This is a genomic window from Salinarimonas sp., assembly GCF_046292825.1.
In the GTDB taxonomy this organism is placed as follows: domain Bacteria; phylum Pseudomonadota; class Alphaproteobacteria; order Rhizobiales; family Beijerinckiaceae; genus Salinarimonas.
Map to the genome: position 1 here is coordinate 1 of NZ_JBKBQG010000003.1, position 13,193 is coordinate 13,193.

Genomic DNA, 13,193 nt, shown 5'->3' on the forward strand with positions numbered 1-13,193 from the left:
ATCGCCTTTCATCTCACGGCTCATCCAACACGACCCGAAAGCCGCACCAGAAGAACCCGCAAGGACGAAAGGCCGCCCACGCTTCTCCTTCTTCCTTCTCGACAATGTCAAAGAGCGTGTCTCGCAAGAGCCTCGAAAAGCGTCGATCGCCTGGCGGTGAGCCAGTCGGCCTAGCGACGCGTTCCAGAGGAAGCGAAACCGCCGCGGCGCACCAGCGCCCGGCGTCGATGGCGCTCTTCTAACCGCGCTCCTCCCCCCTGTCAACGACTTTCGGACCGCCCCGACGATTTTTTCCGCGCCCCGACCCGCCTCGCACGCACCGCCGCCGGATGCCTCAATCCGGACACGAACGCCCCCTTGTAAGGGCGCCACGCCGCCCGAGCGATTTGCCTTTCCCGCCGCGGGGGGGCATGCTCGCAGGAGCGGCGCGCAGGGCGCGACGCGGCTTGCCTCCCCGGCCGAGGCCGCATACGCCGACAGCGAGCACGAACCGGAGCGATGAACGCAGGCTTTCCCCACCCTCGAGAGGGCGAACCCGTCGACGACGCGCAGGCGCTCGCGCGCGATGGCGCTGCGGCGCAAGCCGTGCCGCGCGCCGACGGCTCGCGCAGCCCGGGCCGTGCGACGCTCGGCGGCGGCGCGCGCGCCCGCGGCGTCTCGGCCTGCGGCCTCGAGCCGCCGCTCGACCCGTCGGGCAGCCTCGCGGCGCTCGCGCCCCGGCGCGTGAGCTGGCGCTGGCTCGTCGGCGGCGTGCTGACCGGCGTGACCGGCGCGGCGCTCATCGGAGCCGCGATCGTCGTCGCGGTCGAGGGCTCCACCGCCGTCGTCGCCCCGCCCGAGCGTCTCGCGGCGGGAGCCGTCGGACCCGAGATCGGGCCGCGCCGGGTGGTGTCGCGGGGCGATCGGCTGGTGCGCACCGCCTTCACCGTGACCGCGAGCCACACCTTCCGCGCCCCGATGGCCCATCGCGACGGCGAGCGCGAGATCGTGCGCATGCAGAGCTTCACGCGCCTCGCGACGGGCCTCTCCCTGACGACCGGCGTCCACGCGGTCGGCATCCCGGCCTTCAACCCCCTGCGCTATCTCGGCTCGGACTCGGACGAAGCGCTCGCGATCGCGGCCGCCGCCGCGACGCCGGACGCCGCGAGCGCCGACGTCACCTTCGTGCGGCGGGGGCTCGACGCGGTGGCGCTCGGGCGCTCCGCCCCGGCTTTGTCGGATGCCGACGCGCTCGCCCAGGTTCACGAAGAGCGACGCCTCCTCGCCGCCGCCGGCCGCCGGCCCGGCATTCCGCTCCCCGCCCAGGCGCTCCTGACGCGCACCGTCGGCCAGGCGCCGCCGGTCGGCGCGCTCTCCGCCTATGCCGCCGTGCGCGCCGACAGCTTCGATTCGATCGAGGTGCGGGTCATCCCCGAGAACGTCTCGACCCTCGCCAAGCGCGACCCGGCCGAGATCGAGGCATCCGGCGAGGAGGTCGCTCTCGCGCTCGGGCGCGAGCAGACGCTCGTCGAGCTCCTCGCCGCCGAAGGCGCGAGCGCGGCCGACATCGCCGGCGTCGTCGCCGCGCTCGGGGGCGAGGAGGGGGTCGCGAAGCTGCCGCCCGGCCAATCGCTGCGGCTCCTCACCGAGCCGCCGGCCCGGCCCGGCGATCCGCGCCGCATCCTGCGCGTGGTTCTCTACGGCGCGGACGGAATCGAGGCGATCGCCGCCGCCTCCGACCAGGGGGTCATCGTCGCCGTCGCTCCGCCGGAGGATCTCGGCCAGGACGGCGACGCCCGGATCGCGGCGGTCGAGCCCGAAGGGGAGGGCGGCGCGCGCCTCTACGAGAGCCTGTTCGAGACCGGGCTCAAGAACGGCCTCACGCGCGAGACGGTCGAGGATCTGGTGCGGGTCTTCGCCTACGACGTCGATTTCCAGCGCCGCGTCCAGCCCGGCGACGCGATGGACCTGTTCTACACCCATTACGACGACGGCGCGCCCAAGGAGGTGCTCTCGGCGGCGCTCACCGTCGGCGGCGAGACGCGGCGCGTCTACCGATTCGTCGACCCGAGCGACGGCAGCATCGACTTCTTCGACCCGGACGGGCGTTCGCTCAAGAAATTCCTCCTGCGCAAGCCGATCGCGGACGGGCGCATGACGTCGGGCTTCGGCATGCGCCGCCACCCGATCCTGCGCTATGCCCGCATGCATACCGGCGTCGACTGGTCGAACCGCATCGGCACGCCGATCTTCGCGGCCGGCAACGGCACCATCCTCAAGTCCTCGTGGGACGGCGGCTACGGCAATCGCATCGAGATCCAGCACGCCAACGGCTACGTCACCACCTATTCGCACCTCTCCCGCTTCGCGCCGGGCATCGAGCCGGGCGCGAAAGTCACGCAGGGGCAGGTGATCGGCTTCCTCGGCAATACCGGCCTCTCGACGGGTCCGCACCTGCATTACGAAGTGCTGGTCAACGGCCGTTTCGTCGATCCGTTGAAGATCCGCGTGCCGCGCTCGCGCGAGCTCGACGGCCGCGAGCTCGCCGAGTTCATGCGCCAACGCGAGCAGACCGACCAGCTGATGGATCGCGCCGGCGGTCCCGCCCGGCTCGCGCAGACCATCGCCGACTAGTCCCGCATGCTCGCAGCCCTCCTGATCGTCGTGCCGATCTTCGGCCTCGTCGGCGTGGGCTTCCTCGCGCGCCGGCTGCGGGTGCTCGACGACCGGGCCGGCAACGGGCTCTCGCGCTTCGTGTTCTCGATCGCGCTGCCGTGCCTGATCTTCCGGACGCTGGCGCGCGGGGACCTGCCGCTCGCCGAGCCGTGGGGCTATTGGGCGTCGTATTTCATCGCGCTCGCGATCGTGTGGACGGTCGCGAGCCTGGTCGCGCGCCACGCCTTCGGCACGGTCGGGATCGAGACCGTCGTCGCCGGCTTCTCGGCGGGGCAGGCGAACACGGTGCTGATCGGCGTGCCCCTGATCCTCCAGGCCTTCGGCGAGGCCGCGGCGGTGCCGATGTTCCTGCTCATCGCCATCCACCTGCCGATCACGATGAGCGCGGCGACGATCCTGGTGGAGGGCCGCAACGCGTCGGCGCTCTCCATCGCGCGCAAGCTCGCGACGCATCCGATCATCCTCGGCATCGCCGCCGGCGCCGCCGCGCGGCCCTTCGCGGGCGCGATCCCCGGGCCCGCCTGGCAGATGGTCGACATGCTCGCGGCCGCCGCCGCGCCGGGCGCGCTCGTCGCGATGGGCGTCTCGCTGCATCGCTACGGGCTCTCGGCGGGCGTGGCGCTGCCGGCGACGATCGCCGCGCTCAAGCTCCTCGCGCACCCGCTCCTGGTATTCCTCCTCGCGACCCTCGTCTTCCCCGTACCGCGCGAATGGGTGCCGGTCGCGGTCATGTTCGCCGCCTGCCCGTCGGGCATCAACGCCTACATCCTGGCGCAGAGCTACAAGACGGGCGTGGCGCTCGCCTCCTCGGCGGTGGCCCTGTCGACGGCGCTCGCGGTCGCGACGATGGCCATGTGGCTCTACGTGGTTTCCGGATAGAGGCGCGCGCGAAGGTCCGACGGCGTGATTCCCCGCGCGCGCAGATCGGCGAGGGGAGGCGCGCCGGCGCTCTTTGCGAGCTTCTCGCCCGCCTCGTCGCGCAGCAGCGCGTGGTGGTGGTAGAGGGGGCTCGGCAGGCCGAGCAGGCGCTGGAGGAGAACGTGGAGATCGGTCGCGGCCTCGAGATCGCGCCCGCGCACGACATGGGTCACGCCTTGGGCCGCGTCGTCGACGACGACGGAGAGGTGGTAGCTCGTCGGGATCTCCTTGCGCACGATCACCGCATCGCCCCAGCGGGCGGGATCGGTGGGCACGCGGGTCGTCGCCCCCGTCTCGTGAAAGCGCAGATAGGCATGAGGGCCCGGCGCTTCGGCGAGCGCGCGGGCCATGTCGAGACGCCAGGCGATCGGGCGGCCCTCGGCGAGGACCTCTGAGGAGGCGCGCGCGCGGCAGGTGCCGGGATAGAGCAACGCGCCGTCGGGATCGCGGGGATGGGGGACGCCCGTGCGGGCCTCGCGCTCGGCGATCGCCGCGGCGATCTCGGCGCGGGTGCAGGCGCAGGGATAGAGGAGCCCGCGCGCGCGCAGCCGCTCGGCCTCCGCCTCGTAGACGGCAAAGCGCTCGGATTGCCGCCAGACCTCCGCCTCGAAGGGAATGCCGAGCCAGGCGAGGTCGTCGCGGATCGCGGCCTCGTGCTCGGGGCGGCAGCGGGTCGTGTCGATGTCCTCGATGCGCAGGAGGAGCCGCCCGCCGAGCGCGCGCGCGAGCCGCTCGTTCTCGAGCGCGGAGAAGGCGTGGCCGAGATGCAGGCGGCCGTTCGGGCTCGGCGCGAAGCGGAAGACGGGGCGGGTCACGATGCGGGCGCGCTCCTCTCGGGTCGCGGGAGAGGCTAGCGGATTCGCGGGGCGGGGTGGAGGCCTGCCTTGACGCTGGTGGTCCAATGGACCATCTTTTACCGCGGGAGTGGCGGAGTCCGGATGTGCCGTTCACGACGAGCGAGGTCGAATTCGAGATCACGGAGGCAGATTCGGGAGCCGTCGTCATCGTCCGTATCTCGACGCCGATCGGATCGCTCGCTTGCATGGCCGAGTTGGTCGAGGAGGACCAGGGGAGGACCCTTCGTGTGATCGGCCTCCATGTGGACGACGAGACGCTCGGACCGAACGGGCTCGGGGTCGCCGGACTTCGCGTGATCGCGCGGGCGGTGATGGAAAGGATGGACTACGATGGGATCGTCGTTGAGGGAGCGACTCGAACGACTGGGGCCGGTCCAGGGCGTCGCCCTGGTCGAATCCGGTTCGCCCGCGACCATCGTCCTGCGCCGCGGCCGTCGTGACGTGCGGTCGGTCGCCGCGGCCGGCGCGCTCGCGCGGCGCGGCGTGCCGCTGACGAAGGCCAAGCGCGCGATCGAGAGCTTGGACGTGCAGGCGAGCGCCGTTCTGAGCGTGCCGCTGATCGAGAGCCTCCCCGCGCTCTGCGGCGAGCTCGAAGCCGCCGGGTTCGCCGCGACGCAGGTGCGGCCCGCGGATCCCGTCGACGTACGCGATCTGCGTGGCGCGCTCGGGCTGACCCGTGAGCAATTCGCGCTCCGCTACGGCCTCGACATCGACACGGTGCGCCATTGGGAGCGCGCCCGGGGCGGGCGGACCCCCGACCTCGCCGCGCTCCGGTTCCTGCAAGCCATCGCGCGCGACCCGGAAGGCATCGCGCGCCTGATGGAAGCCGATGCGCGGCCGGCCTCGGCCGCCTCGCTCGGCGCTTCCGATCGTCCCCACCCCAGCTCCGGCGGGTGACAGGTGCGGGCGATTCGGGCTAGCTCTCGGGCGGGGCGCCGCGGGCGCCGGGTCTCGGGAGGACGGCGATGGAGCCGGTCTGGTCGATCGGTCTGATGACCGGCACGGTGCTCGACGGCAATATCGACATCGCGGCGCTGCGGACGGACGGGGAGACCATCGCCGAGTTCGGTCCCTTCGCCCTCGCGCCCTACGAGGCGAGCGTGCGCGATGTCATCGCCGCGGCGGTCGAGGCGGCGCGCGCCTGGAATTTCGAGGGGCCCGATCCGGCGATCTTCGCGCAGGCGGAGACGGCGCTGAGCCGTGCGCAGGCGCAGGCGGTGGTCGATTTCCTCGCCCGTGAGCGGATCCCGGCGGCGCAGGTGCGCGTCGTCGGCTTCCACGGCCAGACCGTGCTCCACCGGGCGCCGCAGCCGGGCCGGCTCGGCGCCACGCGCCAGCTCGGGGACGGCGCGCTGATGGCGGCGATCACCGGCATCGACGTGGTGCACGATTTCCGCTCGAGCGACATGCGCCACGGCGGCCAGGGCGCGCCGCTCGCGCCGATCTACCACGCCGCGCTCCTCGATCGCATCGGCGCGGGGACGGAGACGGCGATCCTCAATCTGGGCGGCGTCGCCAACCTGACCTGGCGGGACGGATCGGGCGCGCTGCACGCCTTCGACACGGGGCCGGCCAACGCTCCGATCAACGATTTCGTGCGCGCGCATGGCGGCGGCCCGATGGATCGCGACGGCGTTCTCGCCGCGCGCGGGCGCGTCGACGAGGACCGGCTCGCGCGTCTCGTCGAGCACCCCTATCTCGCGGCGCCCTACCCGAAATCGCTCGATCGCTTCGCTTTTCCCGCCGCGATGGCGGACGGGCTGTCGCTCGAGGACGGGGCGGCGACGCTGACGGCGTTCACCGCCTGCGCCGTCTCGCACGCGCTCGACCGGCTGCCTACGCGGCCGCGGCGCCTCGTCGTCTGCGGCGGCGGGCGGCACAACCCGACGCTCCTGCGCTTCATCGCCGAGCGGGCGGGCGTCGCGGTCGAGGGGGCGGACGCGCTCGGCTTGCGCGGCGACGCGATCGAGGCGGAATGCTTCGCCTTCCTCGCCGTGCGCTCCCTGCGCGGGCTTCCGATCGGCTTCCCCGGAACGACCGGCGTGCCGGCGCCCACGACCGGCGGGGTGCTGCGCCCGGCGCCGGCGCGATCCTCTCCCTGACCGCCCGAGGCGCGGGCGTTCCCGCCGATCGTCGTTTCCTTCGCCGACCCGGCCGCGGCCTGTCGAGCGCGCGGCGGGCGGCGGCTCGCGCGGAGCGGATAGTCCTTGCGCGACACCGCTCGAAGCTCGGCCTTGACCGGGAAGGAGAGGAGCCGGCCGGGATCGCTCTCGCGGCGATGTCGAAAGGCGCGCGCCGTCGATCCGCCGAAGCTTTGCCGCACGTCTTCGCAGCCGTGACTTTGCTGCAACACGATTTGCCGCCGCATCTGCGTTGTCGCCTCGCAAACACCAGCCAACGAGGTGCCTTCGATGAAGAGAACCGCGCTCTCCACCGCCGCTCTGGTCGCGTTCTGCGGCGGCGCGCTCGCGGCCGACCTGCCCGCCCGGACCATCGCGCCCGAGCCCTTCGCGGCGCCGCTCCCGCCGGTCTTCACCTGGACCGGCTTCTATGCCGGCGTGAACGCGGGCGTCGGCTTCAACGTGCGCGGCGATCGGCAGCGGTCGTTCCAGACGCAGCCCTTCGGTCCCGGCGACGCGTTCCAGGGCACCGTCACCTACGGCGACAACATCGACGACGCGGCCTTCGTCGGCGGCGGGCAGATCGGCTACAATTATCAGTTCGGTCAGTGGGTGATCGGCGCCGAGGCGGACATCCAGGCGCTGCGCCTGCGCGAGCGCGACGGGCGCAACGCCACGCTCACCGGCGCCTTTCCGGGCGCGGGGGAGGGCACCTTCGAGCCGGCCTTCCGCGGCACGACCGGCATCGACTGGTTCGGCACCGTCCGCCTGCGCGGCGGCATCGCCTTCGACCGCTTCCTCGTCTACGCCACCGGCGGCGCCGCCTATGCGCGCGGTCCGGCGACCCGCACCGAGTTCCCCGGCGACAACGGCTTCTTCCGCGAGCGCAACATCGAATGGGGCTGGACCGTCGGCGCGGGCGTCGACTACGCCTTCACCGACAACCTGATCGTCGGTCTCGAAGGTCTCTACGTGAACATCGACCGCGGCACGCGCACGACGGGCTTCGCCGGGACCTACACTCCGCCCGGCGGCGCTCCCCAGCCGGTCGGCACCGTCGGCGATCGCAGCCGCAGCGACGATATCGAGTTCGGCCTCGTCCGTCTGCGGCTGAACTACAAGTTCTGATCGGCCGTCCACGAAAGCGACGGGGCCGGCGACCGCCGGGCCCCGTCGTTCGCGCGTGGGAACGCGACCGCACACGCGCGCATTCGCTCGGAGAAGACCTCCCGTCCCTCCGGCCGCAGAAGACAGGATGCTGACGACGTTCCTCGCCGCGAGCCGCGACCGCAAGCGGCTCCAGGAGATCCTGGCCGTGCTCGCGCGGATGGGGCTCGGGACGCTCGTGCAGCGGCTCGGGCTCGGTGCTCTCCCGCGCGGGCTCGGCGGTACTGCCGCGCCCGATCTGCCGATGCCCGAGCGCACGCGCCGCGCGCTCGAGAGCCTCGGCCCCGTCTTCGTGAAGCTCGGCCAGATCCTCTCGACCCGCGGCGACCTCCTGCCGCCGGACTGGACGAGCGCGCTCGAGCGCCTCCAGGCCGACGTGCCGCCGGTCTCCTGGGAGACGATCGGCCCGCGCATCGCCGAGGATCTCGGCGCCGATCCGATGGAGGTCTTCGCGCAATTCGACCGCACGCCGCTCGCGGCCGGCTCGATCGCGCAGGTCCACCGCGCCCGGCTGAAGGACGGCACGCTCGTCGTCGTCAAGGCGCTGCGGCCGGGCATCAAGCGGACGATCGACGCGGATCTGCGGCTCCTCGCCCATGCCGCCGCCGAGGTCGAGCGGCGCTCCCCCGAGATCGCGCGCTTTCGCCCCCGCGAGATCGTCCGCCATCTCGCCGGCGCCTTGCGCGAGGAACTCGACCTCGCGGTGGAGGGCCGCAATTGCGAGGCGCTCGCGGCCAATTTCGAGGGGGACGAGACCGTCGTCTTCCCCCAGGTCCATTGGGAGCTCTCGACCGAGCGGGTGCTCGTCCAGGGCTTCGTCGAGGGCATCCGCCCCGCCCGCGACGGGAGGATCGAGGCGGCGGGGCTCGACGGGCGCCTCATCGCGCGCCGCGGCGCCGACGCCTTCCTGCGCATGGTGCTCGTCGACGGGCTGTTCCATGCCGATCCCCACCCGGGCAATCTCCTGGCGATGGCGGGCAACCGCGTCGGCTTCATCGATCTCGGCTCGGTCGGGCGCGTCGGCGACAAGAGGCGCGGGCAGCTCCTGCGCTTCGTGCGGGCGGTCGTGCGCGGGGACGGGGCGGCGCTCTCTTCGGTGCTCGTGGACTGGTCGCTCGACGGCGATCTCGACCTCGGATCGCTCGATGCGGCGACCGATGCCTTCATCGCCCGCCACGGCTCCGGCAGCCTCGATCTCGCCCGCGCGGTCGGGGACCTGATGGCGATGGCGCGCGAGTGCCGGCTCACGCTTCCCTCCGATCTCGTCCTCCTGTTCAAGGCGCTCGCCACCGCCGACGGCGTGATGAAGCGGCTCGATCCGACCTTCGACGCGATCGACGTCGCCAAACCCCTCGTCCTCGAGGCGATGCGCGGGCGGATCGCGCCGCGCGCGCTGCGGCGACGGGCGGAGGGGATGGCGATCGAGCTCGGCGGCGTGCTGGAGGACGCGCCCTCTCTCGTCAAGCTCCTGCTCAACCGGCTGCGCCGGGGCCGGCTCTCCGTCGACATCCGGCTCTCGGGCACCGAGGACGCGACGAAACGCATCGAGCGGGCGGCCGCGCGGATCGCGATCGCCATCGTCATCGCCGCCTTCGCGCTCGGCATCTCGCCGACTCTGATGGAGAGCGGGCCGACGATCAGGGAGGTGCCGGCCGCCGCCCTCGCGGGCCTCGCGGTCGTGATCGTCGGCGTGCTCTGGCTTGCGGGCGATCGCTTCCTGCGCTGAGCCGGGCGAGGCGCGACCGAGACGCCGTCAGCGCTCGACCTGGTTCTCCTCTCCGAGCACGTCCTCGAAATAGAGCTGCTTGACGAGGACGAGCCCGGCCGCCGTCAGCGGCGCGGCGAGGATCAGGCCGGGGACGCCGAAGAGGACCGTCATCAGGACGCCCGTCGTGATCAGGACGGCGGGCGGAATGTGCACCGCCTTGTGCTGGATCATCGGCGTGAGCACGTAGCCCTCGAGGTTCTGCACGATCAGGTAGAACACGAGCACCGCGATGCCGGTCTGAACGCCCTCCGCGAAGCCGAGGAGCACGACGGGCACCCCGGCGACGAGCGGCCCGATCACGGGCACGAAGGTGAAGAGGCCCGTCAGCACGCCGAGCCCGAGCCAGAGGCGCACGCCGAGAAGCCACAGCCCGAAGGACATCACGACGCCGAGGATCAGCATCGAGGCCAATTGCCCGATCAGCCACCAGCGCAGGGCGAAGCCGAGCGTCGCGAGCACCTCCCGCGCCCGCGCGCGGCGATGGCGCGGCACGAACTTGACGAGCCCCTCGCGATAGAGATCGGGCGCGGCCGCGACGAAGATCCCGAGCGCGACGATCACGAAGAACGCCGTGACCGCCGCGGCGAGCGTCACCGAGACGGTGGCGACGTGGCCGGCCACGTCGCGCGCGAAACCGCCCACGGCATTGGCGTCGCCGTTCATGCCGTCGGCGATGAGCTCGTCGAGCCGCAGGCGATCGATGGCGAACCGCTCGAGGCGGGCGAGAACGCTCCCGAACTCGCGCCAGACGTCCCGGATCTGCTCGGCGATCGTCGGCAGGAGCCAGGCGCTCGCGCCGACGATGCCCGCGAGGAGGCCGAGCGCCACCACGACGAGCGACCAGCGGCGGGGAAGCCGGGTCCGCTCGGAGAGGAGCATCGCCAAGGCATCGAGCGCGATCGCGAAGAGGATCCCCGCGAAGACGACGAGCAGTACCTCGCCGACGAGCCACAGCACGAGACCGAGCCCGAGGACGAGGAGGAGGCGGGCCTCGGTGACGAACCGGATGGGGCGCGCGTCCCCCGCTTTCGGCGAACCGTCGTCCAAATCCGTCCCCTCCTCGCCCGGCACGCCCGCGAAACGCTCTCTTCAAGGGGGGCGCGAGGCCGAAGGTTCCGGAACGGGCTCGCGCGGGGCGTGGGGAGGGGGAGGGGAGGGCGAGGGGAGGGGACTTCCCTCCCCGTAGGGGAGGGTGGCCTCGGAGCCGAAGGCGAACGAGGTCGGGTGGGGCACGACGCATGACGTGATATCTCGACGCCACGGGCCCCACCCGGCCCCTGTCGCTGCGCTCCAGGGTCCACCCTCCCCTACGGGGAGGGATGCTCCCCTCAGTTGCGATCGTCGGGCAGAACCGGGAGCGGCTGGATCGGGATGCCGTCGTCGAGGAGCTCGGCGACCTCCTCGCCGGTCGCCTCGCCCATGATGAAGCGCTCGGGCGCCTCGCCGTCGTGGATGCGGCGCGCCTCCTCGGCGAAGGAGCGGCCGACGTCCTCGGCATTGGCGGAGACGAAGGCGCGCAGCTGGCGGATCGCCTCGCGCATCTGCTCGTCGGCCTGCGTCACGAGCGCGACGGGTGCGGCCGCGGCCGGGACGGGGAGGGCGGGCGCCGGAGCGGTCGCTTGGGCGGGCTCGGGCTCGCGGTCGCGGCGCGCGACCGAGGGGGCCATGATCTGCTTTGCCACCTTCGCCGTGCCGCAATAGGGACAGGTCACGAGGCCTCTCGCCGCCTGAGCGTCGAAATCCTCGCTCGATGAGAACCAGCTCTCGAAGGAATGCCCGACCGCGCAGGCGAGCGCATACCTGATCATGACGCGAGCCTATCCGGCACCTCTTACCCGTTTCCTCACATGGCGTCGCGTCGCGCGTCCGGCAAGCCGCCCGACTGGGCGAGCCGCACGGCACGCGTGTGGACGAGGCTCGGGATGCGCGAACGGGCGCGATCGACGGCGGAGAGATCGATCTGCGCCGTCACGAGCCCGGGCTCGGTGCCGCCCTCCGCCAGGACGACGCCCCAGGGATCGACGATGATCGAATGGCCGTAGGTCTCGCGGCCGTCCTCGTGGCGCCCGCCCTGGGCCGCGGAGAGGACGAAGCATCCCGTCTCGATCGCGCGCGCCCGCTGCAGCACCTGCCAATGCGCCTCGCCGGTCTGGCGCGTGAAGGCGGCCGGCGCGGCGAGGATCCGCGCGCCGGCTTCCGCATAGGCGCGGTAGAGATAGGGAAAGCGGATGTCGTAGCAGATCGAGAGGCCGATCGCCCCGATCGGCGTGTGCGCGAGCACCGCCTCGGCGCCCGCGACGAACGTCGCCGATTCGCGCCAGGTCTCGCCGTTCGGCAGGTCGACGTCGAACATGTGCAGCTTGTCGTAGGTCGCGCTGATCTCCCCGTCGGGCCCGACGAGCACGGCGCGGTTCGCCACCTTGTCGCCCTCGCGCACGGCGAGCGAGCCGATATGGACGATCGTCCCCGTCTCCCGCGCGGTCTCGCGCAAAGCCGCGATCGTCTCGTCGGCATCGAAGTCGCGGATCTTGTCGAACAGGGCGGCCTTGTCGCGCTCGAGGAGGGCCGTCATCTCCGGCGTCTGGACGTAGGCGGCGCCGAGCGCGGCCGCCTCGCGGACGCGCGCGACCGCCTCGTCGCGATTGGCGGCCGGGTCGCGTCCCGAGCGCATCTGCACGAGCGCGACGCGGATGCTCCCCTCGGCGTCGCGCGCGCTCACGACGCGCTCGCCTGCTCGATCAGCGGAATGAGGCCGCCGCGGCCGTCGAGCGCCGAGAGATCGTCGTAGCCGCCGACATGCGTCTGCCCCACGAAGATCTGCGGCACGGTCGTGCGGCCGCCGGCGCGCGCGATCATCTCGTCGCGCCGCGCGGGCTCGCGCTCGATGTCGATCACGTCGTAGGCGGCGCCGCGCGCGTCGAGCAGGCGGCGGGCGGCGATGCAATAGGGGCACCAGGATCGCAGATAGATCTCGACGGCGGCCATCGGACACCTTCTCTGAGGGCGGGCGATCGACAGGATATGGCGTCGCCGGCCCCAATGTCACGGGGGGCGCGCGCACCGGGTGATTTCGCCGGGGAAGTCGTGTAGAAGCGTGGCCCGAAACGAAGGGGGCCGCCATGGAATGGATCATCCTCGGCATCGTCGCGCTGGTCGCGATCTGGGGCATCGTGACCTACAACGGTCTCGTGGCGATGCGTCAGCGCACCGATCAGGCCTATGCCGATATCGACGTGCAGCTGCATCAGCGCCACGATCTCGTGCCCAATCTCGTCGAGACGGTGAAGGGCTATGCCGCCCACGAGCGCGAGACACTCGACGCCGTGATCTCGGCCCGCAACCAGGCGACGCAGGCGCGCGGGCCGGGCGAGGCGGCGGCGGCGGAGACCGTGCTGACAGGCGCGCTCGGACGCCTGTTCGCGCTCGCGGAAGCCTATCCGGACCTCAAGGCCAACCAGAACTTCCTCGGCCTGCAGCGCGAGCTCGCCAACGTCGAGGACAAGCTCGCCGCCGCGCGGCGCTTCTTCAACAACGCGGTGCAGGAATACAATTCCGCCATCGAGAGCTTTCCGGCGGTCCTGTTCGCGCGCTCGCTCGGCTTCTTCCGGCGCGAGTTCTTCGACATCGGCGACACCCGTCGCACGCAGATGTCGACGGCGCCGCAAGTGAAGTTCTGACCTTACGGAAATTGCGCTCGTTAGCAGAGCC

At 72.1% G+C, this 13,193-nt stretch carries 12 protein-coding genes; 7 read left to right on the forward strand and 5 right to left on the reverse strand.

Features of this window, described 5'->3' with window-relative positions; genetic code table 11:
- The first annotated feature begins 498 nt into the window (after nt 1–498).
- Complete coding sequence (locus ACK4UM_RS02545; RefSeq protein ID WP_409795172.1) at nt 499–2,613, forward strand: M23 family metallopeptidase; 2,115 nt, start codon at nt 499–501, stop codon at nt 2,611–2,613.
- A 6-nt stretch (nt 2,614–2,619) separates the two neighbouring features.
- Nucleotides 2,620–3,534 (forward strand): AEC family transporter, encoded by a 915-nt coding sequence (locus ACK4UM_RS02550; RefSeq protein ID WP_409795175.1) that lies wholly within the window; start codon nt 2,620–2,622, stop codon nt 3,532–3,534.
- Here ACK4UM_RS02550 and gluQRS read toward each other — a convergent pair.
- A complete protein-coding gene (gluQRS, locus tag ACK4UM_RS02555) occupies nt 3,516–4,388 on the reverse strand; it encodes a tRNA glutamyl-Q(34) synthetase GluQRS (RefSeq protein ID WP_409795178.1) in 873 nt (290 codons plus the stop codon). The two genes, ACK4UM_RS02550 and gluQRS, sit on opposite strands and share 19 nt — an antisense overlap.
- A gap of 384 nt (nt 4,389–4,772) precedes the next feature.
- Here gluQRS and ACK4UM_RS02560 point away from each other — a divergent pair, with 384 nt between their 5' ends.
- From ACK4UM_RS02560 to ACK4UM_RS02575, 4 genes are all read left to right on the forward strand, one after another.
- Nucleotides 4,773–5,327, forward strand: coding sequence for a helix-turn-helix domain-containing protein (locus tag ACK4UM_RS02560; RefSeq protein ID WP_409795181.1), 555 nt, complete (start codon nt 4,773–4,775; stop codon nt 5,325–5,327).
- A gap of 68 nt (nt 5,328–5,395) precedes the next feature.
- Nucleotides 5,396–6,532: an anhydro-N-acetylmuramic acid kinase gene (locus ACK4UM_RS02565; protein WP_409795184.1), complete on the forward strand. Its 1,137-nt coding sequence runs from the start codon at nt 5,396–5,398 to the stop codon at nt 6,530–6,532.
- 309 nt (nt 6,533–6,841) lie between these two features.
- Nucleotides 6,842–7,678, forward strand: coding sequence for an outer membrane protein (locus tag ACK4UM_RS02570; RefSeq protein ID WP_409795186.1), 837 nt, complete (start codon nt 6,842–6,844; stop codon nt 7,676–7,678).
- Between the two features lie 127 nt (nt 7,679–7,805).
- Nucleotides 7,806–9,443: an ABC1 kinase family protein gene (locus tag ACK4UM_RS02575; protein ID WP_409795189.1), complete on the forward strand. Its 1,638-nt coding sequence runs from the start codon at nt 7,806–7,808 to the stop codon at nt 9,441–9,443.
- Between the two features lie 27 nt (nt 9,444–9,470).
- On the opposite strand, the gene ACK4UM_RS02580 is transcribed toward ACK4UM_RS02575, so the two are convergent.
- The 4 genes from ACK4UM_RS02580 to grxC form a co-directional block, all read right to left on the reverse strand.
- A complete protein-coding gene (locus ACK4UM_RS02580) occupies nt 9,471–10,532 on the reverse strand; it encodes an AI-2E family transporter (RefSeq protein WP_409795191.1) in 1,062 nt (353 codons plus the stop codon).
- 281 nt (nt 10,533–10,813) lie between these two features.
- Nucleotides 10,814–11,293 carry a DUF1178 family protein gene (locus ACK4UM_RS02585; protein ID WP_409795194.1) on the reverse strand — a complete coding sequence of 160 codons (480 nt, stop codon included), beginning with the start codon at nt 11,291–11,293 and terminating at the stop codon, nt 10,814–10,816.
- 35 nt (nt 11,294–11,328) lie between these two features.
- Nucleotides 11,329–12,204 carry a carbon-nitrogen hydrolase family protein gene (locus tag ACK4UM_RS02590; RefSeq protein ID WP_409795197.1) on the reverse strand — a complete coding sequence of 292 codons (876 nt, stop codon included), beginning with the start codon at nt 12,202–12,204 and terminating at the stop codon, nt 11,329–11,331.
- The gene (gene grxC, locus ACK4UM_RS02595) at nt 12,201–12,470 is read right to left on the reverse strand and encodes a glutaredoxin 3 (protein ID WP_409795200.1); all 270 of its coding nucleotides are present in this window, start codon (nt 12,468–12,470) and stop codon (nt 12,201–12,203) included. The genes ACK4UM_RS02590 and grxC overlap by 4 nt, the downstream gene beginning before the upstream one ends.
- Before the next feature lie 134 nt (nt 12,471–12,604).
- Between grxC and ACK4UM_RS02600 the strand changes: the two genes are divergently transcribed.
- Complete coding sequence (locus tag ACK4UM_RS02600) at nt 12,605–13,162, forward strand: LemA family protein (protein ID WP_409795203.1); 558 nt, start codon at nt 12,605–12,607, stop codon at nt 13,160–13,162.
- The last annotated feature ends 31 nt before the right edge of the window (nt 13,163–13,193 follow it).